The 23,298-nt window shown below is 37.1% G+C and carries 28 protein-coding genes and 2 pseudogenes; 9 read left to right on the forward strand and 21 right to left on the reverse strand.

Annotation, left to right across the window (positions count from 1 at the left end; translation table 11 throughout):
* Positions 1–837: 837 nt before the first annotated feature.
* The 4 genes from I3259_RS16985 to I3259_RS17000 form a co-directional block, all read right to left on the reverse strand.
* Positions 838–1,443 (reverse strand): recombinase family protein, encoded by a 606-nt coding sequence (locus I3259_RS16985; protein ID WP_238030911.1) that lies wholly within the window; start codon positions 1,441–1,443, stop codon positions 838–840.
* Positions 1,444–1,668: 225 nt separating this feature from the next.
* Entirely contained in the window at positions 1,669–1,836 is a 168-nt protein-coding gene (locus I3259_RS16990) for a hypothetical protein (protein WP_238030912.1), read from the reverse strand.
* On the reverse strand, positions 1,836–2,063 hold the full coding sequence (locus tag I3259_RS16995) for a hypothetical protein (protein ID WP_238030913.1): 228 nt from the start codon (positions 2,061–2,063) through the stop codon (positions 1,836–1,838). Before I3259_RS16995 ends, I3259_RS16990 begins: the two co-directional genes overlap by 1 nt.
* Before the next feature lie 20 nt (positions 2,064–2,083).
* Complete coding sequence (locus I3259_RS17000; RefSeq protein ID WP_238030914.1) at positions 2,084–2,377, reverse strand: hypothetical protein; 294 nt, start codon at positions 2,375–2,377, stop codon at positions 2,084–2,086.
* A gap of 182 nt (positions 2,378–2,559) precedes the next feature.
* Between I3259_RS17000 and I3259_RS17005 the strand changes: the two genes are divergently transcribed.
* The gene (locus I3259_RS17005; protein WP_238030915.1) at positions 2,560–4,122 is read left to right on the forward strand and encodes a hypothetical protein; all 1,563 of its coding nucleotides are present in this window, start codon (positions 2,560–2,562) and stop codon (positions 4,120–4,122) included.
* Positions 4,123–4,151: 29 nt separating this feature from the next.
* Here the strand turns inward: I3259_RS17005 and I3259_RS17010 are convergent, their stop codons facing one another.
* From I3259_RS17010 to I3259_RS17040, 7 genes are all read right to left on the reverse strand, one after another.
* Positions 4,152–4,451, reverse strand: coding sequence for a hypothetical protein (locus tag I3259_RS17010; protein ID WP_238030916.1), 300 nt, complete (start codon positions 4,449–4,451; stop codon positions 4,152–4,154).
* Positions 4,452–5,837: 1,386 nt separating this feature from the next.
* Positions 5,838–6,215, reverse strand: coding sequence for a hypothetical protein (locus I3259_RS17015; protein WP_238030917.1), 378 nt, complete (start codon positions 6,213–6,215; stop codon positions 5,838–5,840).
* Complete coding sequence (locus tag I3259_RS17020) at positions 6,212–6,427, reverse strand: hypothetical protein (RefSeq protein ID WP_238030918.1); 216 nt, start codon at positions 6,425–6,427, stop codon at positions 6,212–6,214. The genes I3259_RS17015 and I3259_RS17020 overlap by 4 nt, the downstream gene beginning before the upstream one ends.
* A gap of 244 nt (positions 6,428–6,671) precedes the next feature.
* Positions 6,672–7,424 carry a uracil-DNA glycosylase family protein gene (locus tag I3259_RS17025; RefSeq protein ID WP_238030919.1) on the reverse strand — a complete coding sequence of 251 codons (753 nt, stop codon included), beginning with the start codon at positions 7,422–7,424 and terminating at the stop codon, positions 6,672–6,674.
* A 20-nt stretch (positions 7,425–7,444) separates the two neighbouring features.
* On the reverse strand, positions 7,445–7,642 hold the full coding sequence (locus I3259_RS17030; RefSeq protein WP_238030920.1) for a DUF4258 domain-containing protein: 198 nt from the start codon (positions 7,640–7,642) through the stop codon (positions 7,445–7,447).
* Between the two features lie 142 nt (positions 7,643–7,784).
* A complete protein-coding gene (locus I3259_RS17035) occupies positions 7,785–8,099 on the reverse strand; it encodes a hypothetical protein (RefSeq protein ID WP_238030921.1) in 315 nt (104 codons plus the stop codon).
* A gap of 210 nt (positions 8,100–8,309) precedes the next feature.
* Entirely contained in the window at positions 8,310–8,708 is a 399-nt protein-coding gene (locus I3259_RS17040) for a hypothetical protein (protein ID WP_238030922.1), read from the reverse strand.
* Positions 8,709–8,898: 190 nt separating this feature from the next.
* On the opposite strand from I3259_RS17040, the gene I3259_RS17045 reads away from it, so the two are divergent.
* The 3 genes and pseudogenes from I3259_RS17045 to I3259_RS17055 form a co-directional block, all read left to right on the forward strand.
* Positions 8,899–10,155, forward strand: a complete 1,257-nt coding sequence (locus I3259_RS17045) for a hypothetical protein (protein WP_238030923.1) — start codon at positions 8,899–8,901, stop codon at positions 10,153–10,155.
* Complete coding sequence (locus I3259_RS17050; RefSeq protein WP_238030924.1) at positions 10,145–10,378, forward strand: hypothetical protein; 234 nt, start codon at positions 10,145–10,147, stop codon at positions 10,376–10,378. The genes I3259_RS17045 and I3259_RS17050 overlap by 11 nt, the downstream gene beginning before the upstream one ends.
* Positions 10,379–10,579: 201 nt before the next feature.
* A pseudogene (locus I3259_RS17055) lies at positions 10,580–10,801 on the forward strand (endonuclease); the annotation flags it as partial.
* A 52-nt stretch (positions 10,802–10,853) separates the two neighbouring features.
* Here the strand turns inward: I3259_RS17055 and I3259_RS17060 are convergent.
* The 5 genes from I3259_RS17060 to I3259_RS17080 form a co-directional block, all read right to left on the reverse strand.
* On the reverse strand, positions 10,854–11,750 hold the full coding sequence (locus tag I3259_RS17060; RefSeq protein ID WP_238030926.1) for a hypothetical protein: 897 nt from the start codon (positions 11,748–11,750) through the stop codon (positions 10,854–10,856).
* Positions 11,751–11,819: 69 nt separating this feature from the next.
* Complete coding sequence (locus I3259_RS17065) at positions 11,820–12,407, reverse strand: recombinase family protein (RefSeq protein ID WP_238030927.1); 588 nt, start codon at positions 12,405–12,407, stop codon at positions 11,820–11,822.
* 303 nt (positions 12,408–12,710) lie between these two features.
* On the reverse strand, positions 12,711–13,592 hold the full coding sequence (locus I3259_RS17070; protein WP_238030928.1) for a RepB family plasmid replication initiator protein: 882 nt from the start codon (positions 13,590–13,592) through the stop codon (positions 12,711–12,713).
* A gap of 256 nt (positions 13,593–13,848) precedes the next feature.
* The gene (locus I3259_RS17075; RefSeq protein ID WP_238030929.1) at positions 13,849–14,139 is read right to left on the reverse strand and encodes a hypothetical protein; all 291 of its coding nucleotides are present in this window, start codon (positions 14,137–14,139) and stop codon (positions 13,849–13,851) included.
* Positions 14,132–14,773 (reverse strand): AAA family ATPase, encoded by a 642-nt coding sequence (locus I3259_RS17080; RefSeq protein WP_238030930.1) that lies wholly within the window; start codon positions 14,771–14,773, stop codon positions 14,132–14,134. Before I3259_RS17080 ends, I3259_RS17075 begins: the two co-directional genes overlap by 8 nt.
* 559 nt (positions 14,774–15,332) lie before the next feature.
* Between I3259_RS17080 and I3259_RS17085 the strand changes: the two genes are divergently transcribed.
* Positions 15,333–15,884, forward strand: a complete 552-nt coding sequence (locus I3259_RS17085) for a metal-dependent hydrolase (RefSeq protein ID WP_238030931.1) — start codon at positions 15,333–15,335, stop codon at positions 15,882–15,884.
* Positions 15,885–16,073: 189 nt separating this feature from the next.
* A complete protein-coding gene (locus I3259_RS17090) occupies positions 16,074–16,310 on the forward strand; it encodes a GspH/FimT family pseudopilin (RefSeq protein ID WP_238030932.1) in 237 nt (78 codons plus the stop codon).
* Between the two features lie 261 nt (positions 16,311–16,571).
* On the opposite strand, the gene I3259_RS17095 is transcribed toward I3259_RS17090, so the two are convergent.
* Positions 16,572–17,399, reverse strand: coding sequence for a hypothetical protein (locus I3259_RS17095; RefSeq protein WP_238030933.1), 828 nt, complete (start codon positions 17,397–17,399; stop codon positions 16,572–16,574).
* A 365-nt stretch (positions 17,400–17,764) separates the two neighbouring features.
* On the opposite strand from I3259_RS17095, the gene I3259_RS17100 reads away from it, so the two are divergent.
* The gene (locus I3259_RS17100) at positions 17,765–19,204 is read left to right on the forward strand and encodes a DNA sulfur modification protein DndB (RefSeq protein ID WP_238030934.1); all 1,440 of its coding nucleotides are present in this window, start codon (positions 17,765–17,767) and stop codon (positions 19,202–19,204) included.
* Between the two features lie 349 nt (positions 19,205–19,553).
* Here I3259_RS17100 and I3259_RS20310 read toward each other — a convergent pair whose 3' ends face one another.
* Positions 19,554–19,691, reverse strand: coding sequence for a primase C-terminal domain-containing protein (locus I3259_RS20310; RefSeq protein ID WP_346015707.1), 138 nt, complete (start codon positions 19,689–19,691; stop codon positions 19,554–19,556).
* Positions 19,692–19,884: 193 nt separating this feature from the next.
* On the opposite strand from I3259_RS20310, the gene I3259_RS17105 reads away from it, so the two are divergent.
* Together I3259_RS17105 and I3259_RS17110 are read left to right on the forward strand one after the other, a co-directional pair.
* Complete coding sequence (locus I3259_RS17105) at positions 19,885–20,010, forward strand: transposase (RefSeq protein ID WP_238030935.1); 126 nt, start codon at positions 19,885–19,887, stop codon at positions 20,008–20,010.
* A pseudogene (locus I3259_RS17110) lies at positions 19,976–20,250 on the forward strand (IS3 family transposase); the annotation flags it as partial. The gene I3259_RS17105 and the pseudogene I3259_RS17110, both read left to right, overlap by 35 nt.
* A gap of 90 nt (positions 20,251–20,340) precedes the next feature.
* Here I3259_RS17110 and I3259_RS17115 read toward each other — a convergent pair.
* The 3 genes from I3259_RS17115 to I3259_RS17125 all read right to left on the reverse strand — a co-directional run bounded on the left by I3259_RS17115 (position 20,341) and on the right by I3259_RS17125 (position 22,854).
* On the reverse strand, positions 20,341–21,831 hold the full coding sequence (locus I3259_RS17115; protein WP_238030936.1) for a hypothetical protein: 1,491 nt from the start codon (positions 21,829–21,831) through the stop codon (positions 20,341–20,343).
* A gap of 41 nt (positions 21,832–21,872) precedes the next feature.
* Positions 21,873–22,307 carry a hypothetical protein gene (locus I3259_RS17120; protein ID WP_238030937.1) on the reverse strand — a complete coding sequence of 145 codons (435 nt, stop codon included), beginning with the start codon at positions 22,305–22,307 and terminating at the stop codon, positions 21,873–21,875.
* A 364-nt stretch (positions 22,308–22,671) separates the two neighbouring features.
* Positions 22,672–22,854 carry a hemagglutinin gene (locus I3259_RS17125; protein ID WP_238030938.1) on the reverse strand — a complete coding sequence of 61 codons (183 nt, stop codon included), beginning with the start codon at positions 22,852–22,854 and terminating at the stop codon, positions 22,672–22,674.
* Positions 22,855–23,298 lie beyond the last annotated feature (444 nt).

Below are 23,298 nucleotides of genomic sequence, written 5' to 3' on the forward strand. Positions count from 1 at the left end.
CGATTATATTGGTTAACCTCTAAAACTGTGGCCAGTATTTATTGACCACTACATACTTACTGATAACTAAAGATGTAATAAAGTCAAAACGTATAGTTAGTTTCTGTAATTTTATGGACAGAGTACTTAGCAATTTACAAGAGGAGTTATTGAGGAAGGTTTCTTAGGAAGCCTGCAATTAATCATAGATGAATCATCTGATGCCGTTTCCGTTGAACTCCTAGATGACACAAAAATAGATGCAGAATACAAATCAGGTCCATTAACATTATTTTTACTCATATGGGAACAGGCCAAGGTGCAGGAGTTATGAATGCTAACCCATCTTTTGATCAAAATTTGAAATGCTATTCGGAAATAAGTAGCTAAAATTCGCAGGTATGAAAAGTGAACGTATAGATCACTTAAAAGACTTAAGAGATATTAAACGTGATATTTCTTTCCAAGCGATATTCCTTTAGTCATTAGGTTATGTGTGTCACAAGCTTGGTGCTATTTACGATTGGGATGAAGATCATAGCTTCGATGAGTTGAATGTATTAGCAACGGTTGACTGAAATGCATTTGATGAAAAAACAAAAACATGGAACTCCGAGTGGACAAATACCTTGATGAAGTAAAACAAAGAAGGCGCTTATGTCTTTAACAACGTTGCAGATTCGATGCAAAAAACCCGCGATGCTATTTTAAGCTATTTAGAGTTACCTGAAGAAATAATTGAACATAAGCAAGACGAGCAAGTTTCTTTATTTTAACTTATAGCAATTAAATAGTTTAATGGTTAAACACCATATAAGACGGACAATATACAGATTTAAAATCGTTAATTTAATATATCTATAATTTACTCTCCTTCACCACCCTCGCTATTGTCGCCCTGCTACACCCTAACTTCTGCTGTATCTCTGAATAACTACGCCCAAGTTTTAACTGATCTCGTATATCTTGATGCAGTGATTCATTCACACGGCGCCCACGATACTTACCTTCTGCTTTTGCTTTCGCAATACCTTGCGCTTGGCGTTTATGGCGAGTTTCGTAATCATCACGGGCCATCGCGGCGCCTAAATCCAACATAAACTCAGTTAAGGCCAAGGTAATACTGTTTTGCTCACCCGAACTGAACACTGCATGCGTCATCGGCTGATCTGCCACTACAATCACTAACCCTTTTTCCATGATACGGGCTTTTAAGGTTTTCCATTCAAGCCAAGGTAAACGAGTGAGGCGATCCATCTTTTCAATCAGCAACACATCACCGGCTTCGCTATCATCTATCAGCTTGTTAAGTTCCGGTCTTTCTAACTTGGTGCCTGATTGGTTTTCGATGTAGTAGCCAGCAATACGACTTCCAAATTTGGCGCCAAAAGCTTTCAGTTCTTCTTTTGCCCGTTGGGCATCTTGCTCGGTGGTTGAGGCACGAAGGTAAGCACGGATCAGCATGGTTTCCCCTAAACTGGTTTAATTTAAGTTAGTTTCTAAAATCAGTTTAGTATAGATGGTTTCACAAATGAAGCGGTAAGAGTTGAGAGGCAGAGGGAGGTGGTTTCGTTAGGGTATACATAAAATAGCAGTCAAAATAACATATTAATGTCTGTAACTATCCTTTCAAAGTGTGCTAATAAGCCAGTACGTAGTTACAAACCACATTTTACGTACTGGCAACTTTTATGAGTTTCTCGCTTCTCGTGGTGTATTTTTTTCGATTTCATCCTTAATTAATCTTTCGGGAGTCTTACCTATTTGATTACAGATTTCAGTTGCTCTTTCGGCTTGTCTTCTTCCTATAGTGATTTTCTTCTTTTTCCCTCCCTTAAAAGGTTTTAAATCACTCATTATCTTTCTCTTCCATCAACATCACTCATAGCATCAAAAAGCATCTCTTTTAAAAAATCATTAGAGGTATACCTCTTCTTTTTAATTTTTACTTTTGCTGCTTTTTCATTCTCTCTATGGGTCTGATCTTTTGCTCGTAAAAGCAAGTTATATAATTTATTAGCCTTATCAGCCTCTTCTTTTGTATTTGGTGTAAAATAGATATCAGGCTTAACTTCGATGCTCATTATTTTAACCTTACTTGTTATTACACATTATTTGATTCTAAGCGTTTAACCTCATCACGCGTACTTTCCGTTAAACCTCCATTTATTCCAATAATTTTGAGCATTACATAGGCTGCACCTCCTTTTTCTGCATCCTCATCAGACATTGAGGGCATCGCTTCTTGTAGATCTAACGCTCTCATTTTTGCCAGTCTTTTTATTCCTTGCGATCCACTATTTAAAATTTTCATTTCAGCATCATGAAGCTTTAACACTTCTCCCGTTGTACTTTTGCTTGGTGAAGTTGGTGTAGCGTTGAAATTATCAATATTCATTTTAGGATTACCTGTAATTGTTAATGTTTAATTAGACTAACGCTCAAAACCGCCTTACGTCAACAAAAATAGTGATAAAAAACAAAGACATAATTACACAATTGAAATAAAAAGGTGACAGATAAAACACAACAAAATAAAATATATCACCATAATAGGTAAAATAAAGATAGATCTAAACAATGAATAAAAACATAGATAATTTAGTTAATTTCAATATTAACTCGAAAAATAATGAGATAAAGCGAGTATATGGTTACATTTTCGAACAAATAGTATCGTTATACTCATATACGGTAAGAAACTTTAATAGTGATAGAAAAAATTCTGATTTTTTTACGCAGCAGATGCGCTTTACTGGCGCGGTTACAAAAGCTCTATCAAATAATTACACATCAAATTCAGAAAGGGATAAGGAAAAGAAAAACAAGATATCTTACGTATTAAGTTTGCTAGATAAAGGGGATAGTGCTCTAGAAATACTTGAGACGATAAAAAATAAAGACTCTTTACTTAGCAAGTATGATGTTCTTCAAGTAGAGAGAGCGATGGAAGATAACTCTATTTTATTTTCTCATTCGTACATCGAACACCCATATTCCTTTCAGGCAATGTATTCTATTTTAAAAAATCCATTATTGATTTTTCAACGTTTTTTGTATCTTCCTGATCCAGAAGAACTTCTGAATATTGTTATTAAATGTAGATTAGAAAAAAAAATAGATAGAAAGGAATTATTAGGAAAAGACACTGATGAATTCAGCTTACATCGAATGCAGAGATTCTCCTTTTCAAATATTTATTCGCCTCTCACTTTTGGTCATGTAGTTAAATCATATAATGACCAAGAAGTAACACTTGATCTTTTACTTGAGGCCTGTAGTGATGGAAGAATCAACTTAGATAAAAGTGATTTTACTGAATTGATCATGCGTTCAATTGATGACGTTTTAGAAGAGTGGTCTTCTTGGGTATTAGAATTACTTTTTCCAACTAGATCCACCTATCCCCAACCAAGAATTGACTCACTAATAGACGGTGTTCTCTTTAAGCAAGAAGGCATAATAAAACTAAATAAAGAAGTCTTAGAAACATTGTGTTTGTTAGGCCAGACTAAACAAATCAGTGACATGTTATCCAAAAAGATAAAAGGACTTTATGTCACGAATGAGAAAGAAAAAGAAAAGATACTTAATATGGACACATCTAAACTAGGTGGCATAGCAAAATGGCATCGTAATTGCCGTATGGGTTATATAACTGAAGTATCACAAATTCCGTCAGCCCTCTCTGCATTATTGTACAACAGACTAGAATATGGGGCGTTCTATGAGTATGTAATGTGTTCAGGTAATGAAATTATCGCTCTACCAGAAAAAAATAAAGTGGATAGCTTACAGCAACTTACTACTTTTTTAATTAAAAAATATCTCTACCATGAAGATCTACATCCTTCATTGCCATATAAATATACCATTAGTATACATGAAGCTGTAAGCACAATAGATGAATACCTTAATTTAGAAAAGTTTAACGAAAGTAATCTATTACCTAACTTATCCATGGTTGATTGGATCTCTTATAACAAAACAAAAACAAGAGATCGCTTTAAAAGGCCTATTAAAAAATTTAACACCGGTATATTCGAAGCTAAAAGTAGAATAGAAAAGCAGAAACAAGAGGGTATTCATCATTACTTTCCTGTATCAAATAATTACCCTTTACCTTTTTGGGCAATGAAGTGAACGATAAAAGCCTGCGCCAGCAGGCTTTTTTATTGCTTTGGATCTTGATTTACCACAACGACCAGCCCACGTAGACCGCGATAGAAATACAGTAAATAAAGCCTGTAACCAAATACGGACAGGCCAAAGACGTAGACACCATTTTTTAGTACCAAGCGGGCTACATTGGGTGGGCGGGGGAGGTTGTGGAAGCCGATGTGCGAAGCGCGAGGTAATTGGCAGGTACTGCCAACATAGCAGCCTAACCACGCTAATAAGATGCCAAATGTAACCACACACACAGGCAGCTTTTGATGTTGGCTTGTGGCTAAAGCGATCACCGATGCCAAACTGAGCGCGGAAAATTTAACATAATTGCCGTTTTATGCGTTGTGCCCAGTGCCCGCCAGCTTGCTGGAGTTAGGCACGTAACATTTCGCATAAAAACCATTATGTTAAGGCTGCTTTGTGCCAGCAAAAGGCACCAAGTAGCCGTAATTATGAAGCGCCAGCACCCACGATACCCAAACGCACGGTAATGGCGAACCACAAAACAATGCTGTTAAACCTAAGAGCGTGAGCCATTACGGTGCGACAGGCTCTTGTTTGCGCGAAGCGTAAACTTCCCCAAGATTGGGGACAGGGGTTGGAAGCAAGCTCCTAAGCTAGCCAGCGGCAAAATGAATGGAAAACCGCCCCGACAACACCATGACGTTGCCTTGGTGTGGCGATGCTTGCATTGCGGCTTTTCACACGAAGGCGTTTTAACGTGATGGTGTAAGGGCGTGGTTTGAAATGAATGTCGCGTCTCGCTGGCGGGCTTTATTCTCGGAGTGTCCACAAGTGATAAATCCATCAAAAATATACCCAATCCAAAGCGTACCTATTTGAGATTGGTTCTCTATGGAAAACACCCGTTTCACCATCAAATTCACGCGAACGATGATTTCGATTCGAAGTACGTGAAAGATGTTTATTGTTAAATAGAGCTATTTAAGAGCAAATTTTACTGAATTTAATTTTGAAAAAAGCCGCTATAACTTAACTATATAGTTAAGTTATGGGTAATTTAATCTAAAACTTAACTATATAGTTAAGTTTTTTCACCAAGTCATGGTGAAAAATAGTGAAAAGAGCATAACTTTAATGAGCATCTAAGTTTTTTAGAGGTGATTTTGTCACGCGTGACAATTTTAGAGTTTAAGTTAAAGCTCTAGTCAATTTAACACGCATCAGATCGCTTTAGATACATATTGTTAAATAGCCCTACTTAAGAGCAAATTTTATTGAATCTTCACTAGGATCGTTTGATGTTTTTTTTGACGTGAGCTAGATAAATTATAATTTGTGAGTGCTGATATTCTGATAGGGTTACTTCTTCGATACGCCCTTCTTTCCTTGCAGCTTCCAGCATTAAGAACCACAAAAAACCATTTAGAACTGATTGCCAGTACTCACATTTATCAATAAACCTCTTTAAGAACTCTTCTGGGTTTCTAACTTTTCACCAAATGCCATTTCTAGTTGTCCTAGCGTTAGCTTTAAGTCATCAACAGGCCCCCCTCAGAAATTGCTCTGGAGTAAGTTCAGTAAAACGTTTATCTTTTTTACCGTCATAGGCATGAGATAAATGTGATACAACACCGTACAAAGCAAACTCTAATTTCTGAGCCCCAATAATGAAGCACCAAGAAGTGTACATTCACCCAATAAATTCATAATTACCCTCAACATACCTAACGCTTTCTACACGGCGACAAGATTATTTTTATGCGTAGATTTAAGCTCATTTTAAATACAAGACTTAAAACGACATTTTGCATGTTAGATAGTAACATGTCGCAGTAAATCCCCGATTGCTGTGTGACTTCGATGTATTCCTGTTGGCCACGCTTTTTACGAAAGCTGATCACCGTGTAGGTATCACACGGATCCAAAATTACCCGTAACCGTGTCACTTTATTAATTGCCCCCGTGTCGGTAGGTAAATCAAATTGCAGCCCAGGTTCGGTAAGGCCGACAAAATGTTTTGCGCCGGTCATGGTAATAAAACGGTTACCACCGAGCTGGCTTAAAATGGTTTTGGCTATTTCCATATAATACGGCTCACTCATAGCGCCCCCTCCTGCTCGTAACTTTCTACCGCTTCAATAAAACATTCCAGATCGTGACAAGTAGCAATCACAGGCCCTAATGCTGGATATTGCTTAAGTACAAAATTAAGCGCATTCACCATATCCAATACACTTGGATTGCATTCACGTAGTCGGGTATAGAGTTGGTGCAGACGTTTATCAATGAGGTAATCGCGGGATCTGCCGCTCATCGTTGTAGAGCCTGAGTGGTGCAGCGGTGATACGCTGCTCGGTTGATGTGCCTTAGTGGAGACAACCTAAATAAGTTACTTAACTTACGTAAGTTAAGTAACTTATTCTCTTTTTATATATCAATGCGTTAAACAATAACTGAATAATAGTTATATCGTATTAGCGAAGAGAAAGTGTCTAGTACTTAGCAGGTAAGGCTTGTATTACAGTATGCACATTACCTGCAAGTAATAGCTAAAAATGCTATTTTAATAACGCCAATAATTGCTGTTTTTTCTCTAAGATAATAGCGGGGTTAGTTTTAGCAGATAGATCTTCTTTCGCTTTTTCACCTAAAAAGAAAGCGATACGCTCTGCATTGGCGCCAGATGGATGAGGCATACCCGCTAAAATTTGATTACGCTGAATGACCCCATGCTCAGCCATGAAGAACAGAACATCAGCGACAGCATCACCTAATGGGATATACAATGTATCAGCCGAAAGGTGACGCAATTCTTCACCAAGGTATTGCTCTATCGTTTCTCTTAATAGTGGCTCTTTGAGCATTTTCGGAGTTCGACCACCGTAGTTTTTCCCATTAACAAAGACGGGATAACGTAAAGCTGATGTGTAGTGCACTAAATCTTTGCGCGTGGTAAATAGCTCTTCACAATCTGCGATCCCTAATCGGCCCTGTAGCCCTATGTGATTCAACATACGGACTAAGTTACGACGCATAGGGCCTGCAAAACTGGCGGTTTCTTTCGCTTGCTGACTAACAACCGCCAATGGCGTATTAGAAGCTAACAATTGTTGAGCTTTCTGCAAGGCAATGTCTGCCTGTTGAAGCCCAGGCGTGATCCCACAAATCACGACTTTAGCAGCAGTGTTAATGTGATCAAAAGGCGCGTAATAGATTTCAAGCGATGAGGCTTTGGCTAATCGTAGTGAGTCTGGTAATTGCTGCAACGGAAACGATAGTGACGCTACTGACTGACTAAATTGAGATAACATGGGGATATTCCTTTTCTTTGTCATTTTTCAAATACGGTGATCACGTAGGGCTCCCAGCCCGTTGTAGCTACCACCCAAATACCATTACGTTCTAAAATGACTCGCTGAGTGGTGGATTTTTCTTTGATCACCACGCCATAGTCGAGTGTTAATTCAACATCCTGTAAGGATAAATTTCGCTCACAAATTCTTTGCTGAGCATGATGAGATAACTGCATCCTTGCTTCTCCTCATGACTATTCGCTGATCAAGCTAATGACATTGTCCAACTCATTTTGTGTGCGAATTTTTACCTTAAGCAATTCACACCATGCCAATTCAGGGATCTGACGTAAGTTACAATTTCTCTTGTCCTTGGCATCAACAAGAAATTGATACTTTGAATCTAAGACCTTCCTCTCTCGTTATACAGATTATATCGCCTTCAGATAAATGGTGTTTCTTGTAAAATCGAGATGTTTGTCCACGCGACATACGTAATATACGTTTACTTCCGTCAATATCCGTCATTATGGTTTCGCCAGTTCCTTCAAAGCTGACACTGAATTTGCTCCCCATCTCACTCTTATTCTTCCCTCCCCATGAGGTTGTGGGGAAAATAGTACAACTAGTCGGAATATAAAAGTGACCATTTTTTATATTTCCGTTTGTTATTTTTATTTTTAACTGATCCATTTAAATTCCTTTTACACATTTAATAATATTAATTTACTATCTATATTTATAAGAAAATACTTTTTCTTATAAATTGGTTAACTCATCTAAATTGACAATTTTAGAATATTATATTTATCCTACTTTTATGAAGTATGAGAATAATCTATTAAAGGGATATTCGTTCTCACTAAACTCTAATTTAATCATTCAACACTCTCTTTTAGGTAATTAAGCTTCTAGTTCAAGAAAAAGTTGCGTTAACCTATCGGTAGTACTTTTACTGAGTGTTAGCTCTTTGGTGCCCGCACACATACGATAAATCGCGATGATGGCTTGCTCATTTGCTGATAGTAGAGTGCTTTTTTTCTGAATAAATTCAAATATAGCAGGCTCATATTCCTCCAGCGCTAAATTCATTAGTTTGATTGGACAGAGGTTCAACGCGTTCGCTAAAGGCTCTATTTTATTCAGTGCAACCCGGGATTTTCCTTGCTTTATCATCGTGAGGTTATTGGATGTCGAATACCCAGCTTCTTGGCTAATTTCAATCTGTAACTTTGGTGATACAGCAATCGCGGCATTAATATATTGCGCTAGGCGTTTAGGTGCTTTTTTCTGAGGCATCATGAATATCCTTAGTAACCAATGAAATCTACACTAATATACTTAAGGCTAAAAAAAAACAAAAAAAACGCCCAATAAAGAACCAATATGATCAATATCTTTTTTTTGGTCATTTTTTATTATTTGAATTTGACTAAAAATCAACAGCCGACTATTGTATTTCATAAGCCTACAAAATGGATGATAACAACACATGACGGCAACATTACTAAACCAGAGATTCATTGAAGAAATAAAATCGGCAACGCAAGAAACATTAACCATTAAATTAGGAGGAAAGGAAGTTAGTGATGATATCGGCCGTTTTGCAGCTAAACAGCTCTATTTAGATGACATAAAAAAACTAGTTGATGAAGATTACATCTTTAATATGTACCACATTAAAAACCAAGTACTTTCTTTAGGTCAATTACTTAAATCACTAGAAAAACATGACACTCTAATAGAGACAGATAGCATTGACATCGCAAATGAAATGATCTTAAAAACAGATACTTATGTGACAATTTGTGCGCTTTTATTTGCAATAAAAAAGAAAGAGGAGGGTGAAGATCCTTGCAGTAATGACTATTTCAATCAACTTGCCCCTAATTGTGATGATCTTAATTTGATTAATAGTCGAGATAAAAATAAACCCAGTAAAATGCTTTCGGAAGAAGAATTTAATGAATTCGGTGATGATTACTCTGCCATGTTAAAATGGGTAAATGATCCTTCGCGCCGTTTCACACAAGCCCCACCCTCTGGACAATATCCCGTCACAAATATTGATATTATCTATGATTTTTCTGACTTAGCAGGTATTAAAGGGCTAATTATGCCTGAGCTTGAGAGTAAACTAACACTTCGTAGCCAAGCTCTTTCAAAATCATTTAAAACAATTATTGGTGATAAAGGTTCTTTAGAGCGCTACTGTTATGATCGTACTAGCATATTAGGTCTTAGCTTAACGTTGCGGTTTGATTATAAGGCTTTTCTTCCATGGTTAGAAAAAGCAATAAACGAACAACACCGTAATACCACAAAAGCATTAAGCGCCCTTATCTCAGGTTCTATGTCTGAAGATAAACGAATGTATAGTGAAGATATATTAACTAAATTTTCTGATGAGAATATTAATATTATTCCACACCCAGAATATAAACCAACGAGTAAATTAACCCCTTTTCTATGTTCTAGCATTGATATCGTCATTGCTGTCGAAAAAACAAAATTCGCTAGTATTTTCATTCCTCGTTATTGTGGGGGCAACGATCTTATTGATGTATTACCGAAAAATATATACAAACATTATTCATTAGTAACACCTGAAACTACTCCTTACGGGAGAAATAGTAATTTAAGACAAATACCTGAATTAGCTTGGTGTGAACTACTGAAAATAAAAGTTCGTACACCGCATGATTTTAATAAGATTCTTGAATTAATAGGAATTTATAATGAGCAATAAAAATAATCATATTCAACGTCGCTTAGGTTATCTAAAAGTACACAAAATAGAATGCCAAATCACGACAATATCAGGTGCGAAATTTATAGGCATTGTTGCTAGTTTTGATGATACTTCTATTGTTTTATGCCCTGTTGATAATTCAGACCCAGCAGCACTTATGACCGTATCAATATTTGGATTAGAGTCTATTACATCAACAAACCAAGAACGGTATGCATAAATAGCTATAGCCCTGCTTTGCAGGGCTTTTTAACACCTATCATCACCTACTACTATGTATACAGCCCTGTCATTTCTGTGAACGTACCTTCTAACATGTCGCATGTAAATCCCCGATTGTCGTGTGACTTCAATGTATTCCAGTTGGCCACGCTTTTTACGAAAGCTGATCACCGTATAAGTATCACACGGTTCTAAAAGCAAGAAGGCACAGCCGCCTGAACGTTCGCGAGGAATCGTTGCGCGTACTTATATGTACTTTGAAGCTGTATATCCAAAATACAAAATGAGCCGCCAACAACGCCAATTAATGGAAGCGTGGGATAAACAATACCCTGTTACTAAATGGGAATGTGAGCGCTCAGAAAGAATTGAAAAAGTACAAGGTAATAAGAACCCTGTTCTAGAAGATCGTTGTAGTTAACAGATTACGTAAGTTATGAAGGTTACATAACTTACGTAATTATAAAAATACACTAATTGTCATCAAATCCATTTAATTGGTTTATTTTATAATAAGTTAACTGTACTGATGTCATTGCACACAAAACTAAAAGACAATATTCCTCTTTCAATATTGGACTATCATGAGCTTGCAAATACGCCATATCGCTACACTCAAGAATATTGTTGATTGCACTCAAGGCTTCATTGTACTTATTAAAAAGTTCTGTATTTTTACTAAGCGGTAACGCTGTATGTTCTAACCGTGCTTTTTCATCTAACAGCGTATTTCTTGCCGCTTCTAGTACAGGCTTTACCTTTACATATTCATTTTGGTATTGAGTCAGCCAGCCATTTTCATCCCAGGATCCACGCCATATATTTTGCCATTCACCATGAGAAATACGCTTAATGAGTTGATAACAGATCCAACGAAAAGCGGATGACTGAGTAATTAACCTTGTTGATGGAGTACCCAATACCCCCTCAACATCATCATAGGTATTATCAACCTTACTCAGTAATTTTTGGTATTCAGTTTCACTAAAATCATACATACCATTTTGCAAGACACTGATGAGGGTATGGCGCATTGAATGATTACTTAATCCATATTGCATTGTCATCATGTAGCCATTGTAGAGAACGTGACGTAATGGGCGAGGACTCACACCGCCACACGAACGATGATCTTTTGATTCTATTTCTCTTCCCCAACGGTTTAGCAATGTAGAGCTACAATCGTAAAGGTCGTGAGTAACATCCTTTAATTCAGTAATAACTTTTGTATAAGCCAGCGAAGCAGGACCATGATGCCCCGCCAACGAACTAGCTTTTGAAATTGCAGCAGACTCACGACTAATCCGTAAAGCCGCAATCGCTACCACCATTGAAGCTAACGCAATAAAATCAGAAAAATCTATATTCATACAACCTAACCAAACTTACTTAACAGTCATAACTTACGCAAGTTACGCAACTTATTCTTTTATTATATATCAACGCTTTAAATAATCACTCAATGTACTAGGTGCGATATCTAATAACTTTGCGGTGGCTCTAATTCCTAAACCCATAGCTCGATACTTTTCTATTTGGTCGCGTTTATCATCGAGCTTTAAACGTTTAGCTGGACCTTTTGGGCGCCCCAATATTTGGCCTTTCACTTTACGTGCAGCTAACGCTTCTTTGGTTCGCATTCGGATAAACTCGCGTTCTATTTCACCGGCTAGCCCCAAGATGGTGGCAACAATTTTGGCTTGCATGGAACCATCTAGCTGCATGTTCTGTTTGGCAATATGGACGCTGATTTGCTTTTCCATACACAGTTCTAAGATCTCTAATACTTGCAGCGTGGAACGTGCCATACGGGTAACTTCAGAAAAAATGATCACATCCCCTGCTGATAATCCCTCTAACAAGCTCCCTAAACGCCGCTGACGCCATTTTTTAGCCCCAGACACACAATCCTCTACAAAAACTAAGTTACTCAGTCCTAGGCGGTTTGAGTACTCTAATATGCCATGTTTTTGGTTGTTTACGTCTTGGGTATCACCTGATACCCGCAAATAAGCGTAATTAGCCATGATCATTCCTTGATTGGACAAGAAACATCACGCTAAACAAACAGGAGAAATTGCACCATAAGGGAAGGGGAAAATTGCGACGGTGTATTCTAATTGGGTTGTTTACCCAATCAGCGTACACCCATAAGACAGAATTAGCGCAGAATAGGCCAATTACCCAATCAGCGCACACCCGATAGCCACCTTAAAAGCAGCAAAGTGTATTCTAATTGGGTTATTTACCCAATCAACGCACACCATAAAACAGTAAGATACGTCACAATGGTGTGTCCTAATTGGGTTGTTTACCCAATCAGCGTACACCTAATCATCTAGGATAGATTTTTCTAAATTGTTGGTCAGCTTCTTAGAACGCTTATCAATGCAGTAATACTGCTCACCGTTCTTCGTCATGAAAGAGCCACTCAAAAAGCCAATAGACTCTAATTTCTTTAAGCCTGTTTTGATCTTACGGTTAGCTTCTTTGGTGCAGCTTTCCAATCGTAAACGCTCACGTAAGCGAGTAAATGACACTGGAATAGGATTTTCAGGCAAGGCCAATAAGTACAGATATAAACACTGTGCCACTTCGGCGCGAGGTAATTTAGACAGCACTTTCATACTGACTAACACTTGGTAATCAAGACGATAAAGATCCCATAGAGATTCATCAGCCATTAACTCAACAATATCTTCATCACCGTCATAACTGGCTTTAAGCAACATACCCGTGTGTACGGCCTTTTCAGCCCCTTTACGACGGAAAGTTAAGCTCTGGCTTTGGATACGCTCTAAGGATTCCCCAATTTGACGACGTAGGTTTTTATCAAAACGGCGGCTAGGGTAGCCACAGTATTTGGCAAATTCACTGAATTTGAGGCGAATGATGTTAGATGATAAGCCCAATTTGCTAAAGGCTAAGACAATGCCACACCACACTTTGAAGTCGGTTTCGACATTAAGGCGAGTGCCACGAACCGTGACAGAATCATAACCTTCTTTCTGACATAGCTCTAAGTTAGCCAGATCAGAAGTTAAATCCATCATGTTGCCACTGTTCATATTTAGTTTGCGACCAACAGGCGTGAAAACACCAGTACGTAACAATACGTTAGGCTGAACACTGGTTGATGTGCTTGATACAAGCTGCAATTCTGGTGTCGGTGCTACTTCAGTGTGCGGTAGAAGGGTCTTATCCTGAGCCATATTGTCCACATACCTTAAAATTCAAACCCAATTAGAATACACCACTTTACCCAATTAGAATACACCCATAACCCAATTAGAATACACCCACAACCCAATTAGAATACACCCCACTCCTCTGTAGCCCTTGGTACATAAGGGCTAGCGCGATCAGGGATCTTTATTGGATCTATATAGGATCTATATATTGGATCTATTCACTGAATATGTGGATAACTCTTCGAGTTAACGCACATACTCAATGAACAAACAAAAATTAATTTTCTTTTTGTTTTTCTAACAGAGCAATTTGCGTTTTTTCGTCCTGTGCTTCCAGCAATGCCAAAGCAGCCTTTACCACTTGTGAACGATTACAACGGAACGAACGTACTTTCAGCGATAATTCATCAACCAGTTGATCTTCATGCTCAGTTAGAGAGAAAGTCACACGCTTAAACTTCTTTTCACGCTTAGAAGTTGTTTCTTTGGTTACGATTTTAATTTCAGCACCACTGGCAAAAGCATCAATTTTCTTTTGCTCAGTCACACGTTCACGTTTTTTAACCACGGAATACCTCCTCCATTAATGCGCTGATCTCGGCTTTAGCTTTTGCATCTTTCCATTCAAAGACAGATTTACCTTCTGCTACACAATCACGGAACGCTTTACGATCATAAATCAGTGTTGTGGCCATACCGAACTCTGGAAAATCAGAAAGGTATTCTTTGGCATCATCCGCTTCTTTGATCACAGGGTTAGTCGGACACATGTTTAGCACCAAGTAACCTTTTAGTTTCGGGTTAATGTCTTGTGCTTGGAGAAATACATCAGTTAAGTGCGGCAAAGTGTCTAAGTCATATTGCGATGGACGAGAAGGAGAAAGCAGAACATCGGCGATCACCATACCGGTACGAAGTTCACGGCTATCACGCCCTGCGGTATCAGCAACCACGTAATCGTAATGGACCGCTAAATCTTTTAAGGTTTGGTTAATGTTGCCAGACGCTTGTACGTGAGGGATATGTTTTAGGGGTTCTTGCTCCTGGCGATCTTGCGCCCAACGAACGGCAGAGCCTTGGGGATCTGCATCAACCAAAATCACGTTATGACCTTGATGCACTAACCAGCCAGCCACGTTTACCGCTAAGGTGGATTTACCACAGCCGCCCTTTTGGCTACCAAGCAAAATAATTTTCCCCATCATCTTCCCTTACGTAAATTAAGTAACTTTGGTAAGTGTAATAACTTACGTAACTTATGCAAGTTAAATAAATGCAAGAATTAAAGTTATAGTGCGTTAGGTTGTACGAGAGAAACATCATTACCCTGTAACTCATAAAATACGTTTTACATTGCAACAAATACACTGATCGCGCTATCTCAAAACGTAACATAAGTGACTGTTTTTATTTTGTAATGTGATTGGCTTGTTTATAGCGAAAGGAGCCATTAACGCAGAGCGATAAGGACGGTCGATAACCTTTGTCACTGTTGGCGCAGTGCGAAAGGAATACATAGGGAAGTGAAAATCCCCTTCATTATGCTGCTTTGATGCAGTCGTATCAACTCGTCCTCTACGATGCTCATCACAAAAAATAAGGTAACGTATTCAGCCTTTGTCGTTGCGGGGAACACGACGCCAGCGACACTAAATAAATGGGTGGTTATTGGTTCTCAGCACAATAAAAAGTAATGGAATACGTGACAACGTAATGCCGTCTTGACGGGGACGCACAGCATTTATGGTGCAGTTAAGTGCTGTGATAAACAGGTATGGCGTAATGGGTGATCACACATCACCGATTATTTTAGATGCTTGGTTGTTAGGTCTGATTGATGTCATTCGACACACACAAACCAACCAAGAAATGAAAGGGAGTAACGCCCCCGATTGGATGGAATATGTTTCTAAAGCTTTGGGTAAGCCGGTTAAACACCGAGGACCGACACACATATTCACCCATTGGCTAATCGCCGCGATCACCTTCACCTTTGTTTGGGATTATCACGGCCTATTGATGGCCTTTGCATGGGGCGGCGTCAGCCACATCTTAACCGATGCCATGACAGTAAGCGGGGTGCCCTTTTCCCCTTACAGCGACAGACGATTTCACTTATTTGGTGGGCGATTTCGTACCGGCGATCCGATTGAATACGCCATTTCAGCAGCAGTCATTATCGCTTGTATTGGGGTTAGCCATATCACAGGCAGCGGCAGTTTTAGCCCGTTCTTCTTCGATTGGGGCGGTTATTACAACCAAGGTTTAATAGATGCAGCCGAGTGGAAAGCCAACCGCTTTAGACTGATTTAAGTTACGTAACTTACTTAACTTACTTAACTTATGCAAGTTACATAACTTACTTAAAAAGGATTTAATACCATGAAAAATAAAGGATTAACACTTTTATAATTAGTCATAAGCGTAAGTGTTCTCGTCATTTTGTCAACTATTGTAGCACCATCGTTTCATGCCATGATTGAACATTAGAAAATGGATAGAATGAAGCAAGAACTAAGAGGGTTATTTATAGCAGCAAAATCAGAGGCCGTATTGAGAGAAGATGATGTGTACTTACATACGGTCAATATTACCGAACATTATCAACAAAATAATACATGGTGTATTGCAGCTTCAAGAAGTGACAATATGACCACCTGCAACCAAGATAACGATACCGTATTTATGGTGTCAGGAGAGCAACTAAAAGGGGTTACTATCAGACGCGATAAAAAATAGAGTGATTCATATAGAGCCGATTCATGGCATGTTAACACTCAGTGATCCAAGCATAGCTTGGATCGAATTTGCTCAAAACAAACAAAAATCAGTGATAGCAAATCTCCACGAATGAGGAAGAATGGACATTTGTTCTAATGGTGGAGAGTGGTATCAAAATTACCAGTGTTAGAATTATTCACAACGAGATTCTAAAATTGTATTTTACTTTTAAAGAATGTTTTTTATAAATATCAATACACTCTAACTATCAACTGACTTTTATTTAAAACAATGAACTAATTTTAAAGACCTATCGTACTCATGCCTTAATTTTAAAAAATAGTCCATACCTTGAATTCCAACAAAATCTGTTCCTGATTTACTTCTCACGGATAGTTCATAGATACAAACCTCACGTAAATCCTTATTAAGTTGATAACCACTGCGAATTAAAATAGAAATATAAGAATAAAGCTCCTCCAAGAATCTAACATTACCTTTATCCAAATATTTCTTAATCTTAGATTTCCACTTATTTATTTTATTTTTATCATTTAAACTGATTGAAAGTAAAAATTCATAAATAACATTTTCTTGATTTTTATTTTCTTCATACTCTAACATTTTATATTGGAAAATGTCATTACCAACAAATTCACAATTAGCATCAATATAGTTAATTAATTCTGACTTCTCACCACCATCATTATTTTCATTTTTGTTAAGAGTCAATGAATAGCAATCTAGTACATTTTGTTCCAAATATTTTGAAACTCGATTACTGCATTCAAAAACACTAATATAAAAAATATCATCTAAGTCTTTTTTTGATATGTGATCTCTCAATCTTTTTTTAACTTCACCTTTACCAACATAAATACATTTTATTTTAAAATTACCATCAATTTCCTCAACTTTCTCCCATAGCATATAAAGACCAAATTCTGGATATGGATATAATTGATCTTTCGTTTCCATTCCTTCTACATAATTAGAAGCACCAATCAAATAAGGTCCAAATATCGACTCCGTATTTATACGATCCATACTTAAATCAATTTTTAGCTCTTCTTTACAATTTTTATCAAACTCATTGTGATTGCACATTACGACTCCTTTTTCTTTCAAGTAATAAGCGGTTCTACTTAACGCCAGAGTTCTTTTACAAAAGCATTAAGAATGATTCATTTTCAGTCGGTGACGTTTACTCAACACCTCTCTTTCACTATTCCCCCTCAGCGCCACTCAACCAAGAATGAGAACAATATACAACTAATTTCAAAAAAATCAATAGGCAGTATGTAAAAATCTAAATAAATTTTTAATGTAGCAATAAAAACGATATTTAATTTTTATTTATTAAATAAAAATACAAAATCAAAAAGATCAAACTAAAAACGTTATATTTTATTGATAATTCATTTTTATACAGGTAAAATACAAGTTAAAGACAAACTTCGGAGGATGCATCTATGTTTATGACCCCAGTTATCAAATCAGAACACTTGGGTAAGATAATTTTGACTGGTTCTATCTCACTTAGAGAAATAGCAGAACAAATAAGAAGTGGAGCATTGACCGTGAACCCTGAAGCTCAGCGTTCTCTTGGTCACCAATCAGAAATCACTCAAGACTTACTCATCACTAATGATGTAATGAAATCAAAACGCATGATAAGCTTTTGTAATTTCATGGATAAAGTGCTAAAAAATCTTGAACATAATGCTATTGATGAAGGATTTCTAGGCTGCCTTCAATTAATTGTTGATGAATCATCAGATGCAATCAGTCTTGATTTACTCGACCCAACTCAATTCCAAGACGTTAATTCCAATTCTCTGGCTTTATTTTTTGCTCATCTAGGCCGAAGCCAAAGCGTTGGTGTAATGAAAGCACAACCTTCATTTGGACAAGCTTATGCACAAATAGGTGATGGGCAAGGTCGCTCAGTTGGTACTTATTGTTGGTATCAAGCATTTATGGACAGAAAAGCGACTTTAATGAAAGAGATATCTCGAAAAGAAAAATTAGAAGAAGATGCAGCAGCCGAAAAATTCAGTTTCGATGAACTCAAAAAGCTAGAACCATTACTTAATGAAGTTTTTGATACGACAAGAATCCCTTTTGTTATTTATGGTTCTAAAATTGAAAATAAGGTAGTAAAAGGCTTAAGTCTCGATGCTCAACGTCGACTTTACATCGAAGGCAATGCATTAAACTCTCAAGCATCAACAGAGCAAATTCTAAAATACGAAACTTATAGTCCAACCATCTTAGATCTCATAAATCTACGAACCGAAGTTAACTGGATGTCTCCTGATTTTATTGAAGAAAACAGTAAAAGCATTGGTAAATCCAGTCAAAAATTGTTCACTCTTTCTGCTCTTGCTAAAGCGCATTCATTCGCAATCAGTAATCATGATAAACCAATTGAAAATGTATCAGAAAAAATGATTGCAGAAGTCGAAAATCGCCACTTATTTGTAGGGAATTTCTGGAAGAAAGTTGAACAAATCTTTGGTACAAAATGGTTGAAATATTCAGGTTTGAAAAATGAACGAATCGGCTATCTAAAAGATTTGAGAGATATAAAACGCGACGTATCATTCCAAGGTATATTCTTACAAGCATTAGGACAAGTTTGTTATACGCTAGGTAAAAATGAAAATATTAACTGGAATGAAGAACACTCATTTGATGAGTTAAATACCTTATCAAGTGTAGATTGGAATGCTTTTAGTGAAGAAGCTCAAAAATGGAATCCTATTTGGACAAATGCGCTTATGAAACAAAATAAAGAAGGCGGTTACGTATTTAACAATGTAGCTGATTCCATTAAAAAAACACGAGATGAAATCCTAAGCCATATAACAGCACCAAAAGAAGAAGAACAACAGTCATTAGATTTCTAACAAACAGAACAAAGAAGGCTTTCCATTGAAGAGAGCCTTCTGAAGTTGTGCGAGTGTAAGGAGTATGAGCATGAGCGTTGTAAACGCCTTGCGCGACTTACACATCAACTCCGTGTAGCCCTGTCGGGCACCGCAGATGTCGCCTCTATTGAGGTAATTCAAGTTGCTATTAATGTGAAGCATCAGTTGAAACTCTAGGAGTGTAGAGTTCGACGCTACAATCTAGGCCACCACCTTTAGACTTAACAACATCAATAGAACCCGCTGAACCTAACTTGCCACCAATCAAACCGCCTTTACGCCCTTTCGAGGCCTGATTTTGACGGAATTTAGCTGGCGTAAACTCTCGTTATGTCCAATTAGCGAACGATTTGGAGATAGACTTCACCTCCGAGATAGGAAGCGGTGAAATAAATCCGTTGTTTAATGTCTCTACGCGCTCATATACCGCTTCATTCCACTTACGTTTGTAGAGTTGGCGCCCAATATTGACGAATTACTTTATAAGACCAATAACGCACGTTATCAAAAAGCTCACAGTTACAACCAAGACCAACTGATTCTCGTCCTTTTAATGGATGACCACGAAGATCAAGCTAATCAGCCAGTTCATCTAATGAATAGCCACCGACTTGATAGACACCTTTTAGTTAGACGAAATGACTAATAGAGAGGTGCTTATGAGCGGCAATAAATATCTAGAAGAATTTAAAATTGAAGCTGTCAAACAAGTGACTGAAAAAGGTCATAGCGTGGCTGATGTTGCGACCCGACTGGGACTGTTTTTTGAAACAGCATGGTCTTGAATCAAGTATGAGTCGCCGTGGTAATTGTCACGACAAGGCGGTTGCCGAAAAATTTTCCTGTTACTCAAAAGAGAAAGAATTAAGCGGAAGTGCTACACCACGAGAGAGGAAGCTCGTATGGACATCTTCGAATATCTTGAGATGTTCTACAACATTAAACGCCGACACGGTTCCAATAATCAGTTGTCGCCAGTAGAGTATGAAAAGCAATATGAAATAAAGTTAAAGAGTGTCTACTAATTTGGTGGCTATTCAACGTGCTATGCCATGATAATTGAAATGAAAAAAGGGGCTACTCACCCCATTTAACTATTATCTTTCAGAAGAACGTTAGCTCAATGGTTCATCGATATCGCTCTTTAGATCTTCCCATGTTGGGCTTAGAATTTTATTTGCCACTTTAGTGACTAATACTGCTTGATTTTGATTTAGTGATTTTACAACAGTACCGTATTCTTTCAGTTTCCATTCTTTTTTACTACCATCAGCACTTTCTGCATAACCCGTAATCGCAATCCAATGTTTTTTATGTTTAAGCCAATTAATCTGATTGAGTCGTATGGATAATTCTTCAAATGATACTTTAACAACTGGGACTGAAATAGATGAAATAATGCGTTCAAAATACTCTTGAGCAATCTCATTTGCTGGAACTTTTTCTTGCATTGCAGTACGTATTGGCTCTAGCTTATCAATACGCGAATTATAGTATGCCAACGCAATCCCTTTGAGAGCAAATGGCCACCCCATTACATATAAACGACGATATGGATCTTTGCCCGGTAAAACCGGAGATACCCAATATGATTTAAATGTCGCATCAAGTAATTGAATGAATTCAACTGCAAAAGGCATTAATGTATCCATATGATAGGATTTAAATTTTTCAGGCTTTAATGGTGAGCCCCCTGTTAAAGCTATCGCCAGCATTTGCTCAAATGTCGATAAGTCGACGATATTTTCAGTTGATGTAACTGTAATACCGCCACTACGACCATCTGCAATTCGACGCTCAAACACAGTTCCCTGCACTATATTTGAACGTAATCGACTTAATGGTGCTGCCGTATCCATACTAATAACCAAGTTTTTATTTTTCTTTGAGCCACGGCCATTCCTGTCAGCAAAAGCTTGGGCTGCTTTAACTGAATCAACATTCAACTCTATTTCTAAAGTAACAATCAATTTATCTAACGCGCCAGCCTCAACCCCTTCTTTTGATTGAGCTACACCAAACAACGCTGCAGTTTGAGTTTGACCGTCAGACTGCATAATAGGTTTGCGAGGTAAATATAAACAACCATACGCAGTATGAGCATCCACTTGATGATAAATAACAAAGATTGCATCACTAAACACATCACTAGACTGCCAACCAGAAATAACAGGTAGATGAATATCTCTTTCTTCTCTTACACCTTCCTGAAGATAATTAATGAAATCTAGACGGTTAGTTTTTTTTGCTCCTTTAAAATCTGATTGTGTTTTATTGTGAGCTTCCATCATACCCAATGATTCATAGTCGTCTAAAGGAGGATTAGCAGGATCATACTTAACCACATTAATAAACTTACGTAACGACATTGGTGAAATAATACTAAGGCGCTTACCTTCCGTATTATTCATATTTCCTTTAATGGACAGTTGCCCGTGTATTTCCGTATATAGTTCAGGATTATGTTGAAACTCATATAGTCGCTCACTATAATTTTTTTGAACAACTCTATCAGAGTAATCAATATATTTAATACCTAAAAAAACCGGATGTTCTAGTAAATCTTCATTACTTTTAATTGTAGATTGACTTGGTGCAGAAAACATATAATCACCTATCTTTTATTATTTGGAAAAATTAATTTATTTTAATTACTAAAGTAGTGAGGATAGTTAACATTAACCTCATTACCAATTAAGTACTTTTCAATACCTGAAATGCTTTTATTAAGTAGAACAATTTCAATATTAAGACCAGATGATATAATAACTTCCTTTATATATTCTGAAATTTCAGTAACAGCTAAAACACCTATAACGCTTTTCTTAAACTCAGTTTCTTTACGTTTTAAGTGGAGGTAAACAAGTAACTGCCCTAACGCTGAGTAATCTGCTGTTACCTTAAACTCCCAAACACGAATAACATTTTTAATATCAACAGTTATCATATCAGTTCTTAAGGATGTACCATGAATAGTACCCTCACGACTAATAAGACGTTCATCAGGTCTAAATTCACGAAGTCTTTTTGCGTAAGAATCTCTCATTTTCAATTCTTTAATATCTTTTATTTTATCATCCATTATTAACCCATATAAAATAAAATTGATGAGATATTTATTAGTCATTAAATAAAATTTAATGACTAATATTTTTACCCTCAGTTGTTATCAGATATAAACATCAATGTACAAATAGATTCCTTAATCACATCTCTTGGTGTTTCACTCAATTCAGATTTGGGTATTCCTAAATTAAAAGATATTAACTCAATAAGTTCATATGAATAACAGCACTCTAATTCAGAGCAAATGTCTTTTAACTCTTTCACAGTTTCTAAATAAGTTCTCATAATAAATCCATTAATATAATGAAAATGTACAATTACAACTAAACACCATCGAAAGTCTTTATAACTTCCAACTAAAATATAACTATTAAATGTGTTTAATTTTTACAGCGCTTAGAACTAATTCGGCAATGCTTACTTCGACAATGGCGACAATAAGATTGACAAATTTTTTTACCATCTTTCATATTTCTAAAGCCAAATAGCTTTTCTATTTCATTTAAGTCACCTGCTGTTAACAGACCACAACACGGACACTCAGCTTGTAGTACAGAAGACATAGAGTAACTCTCCCTTTTCAATTAACTATTAACCTGTCGATGTGGAAATCATAGAACAAGCAAAAAAACAAATCAATAGATTTTCAAAAAATCTATATACATTTTTTAAGGCCTAATAAAAATGACACAAAGAAAAAACCAAGGTCAACTCATTTCTTCAGCACGGCCAAGGTACGGCCTTTCACTTCTACGGGGGTGAAATTTGGTTTTTTCAATTAAAAACGGAGTATTTGACTTTGCATTGTAGTGATACACTATTTATGAGTAAGGACCACTTAACAATGTTTATAACTCCGGAAATCAAATCAGAACAAATAAGGAGTAGGGCCTTAACGGTAAATCCTGAAGCCCAACGCTCATTAGGAAAACAATCGGAAACAACGCAAGACTGTAGTGGTACATTAAATTTGGCCACCTACTCAGAGGTGATATCATCACCTCTTA

The sequence above is a fragment of the Photobacterium sp. Ph5 genome (assembly GCF_022129445.1).
Classification (GTDB): domain Bacteria; phylum Pseudomonadota; class Gammaproteobacteria; order Enterobacterales; family Vibrionaceae; genus Photobacterium.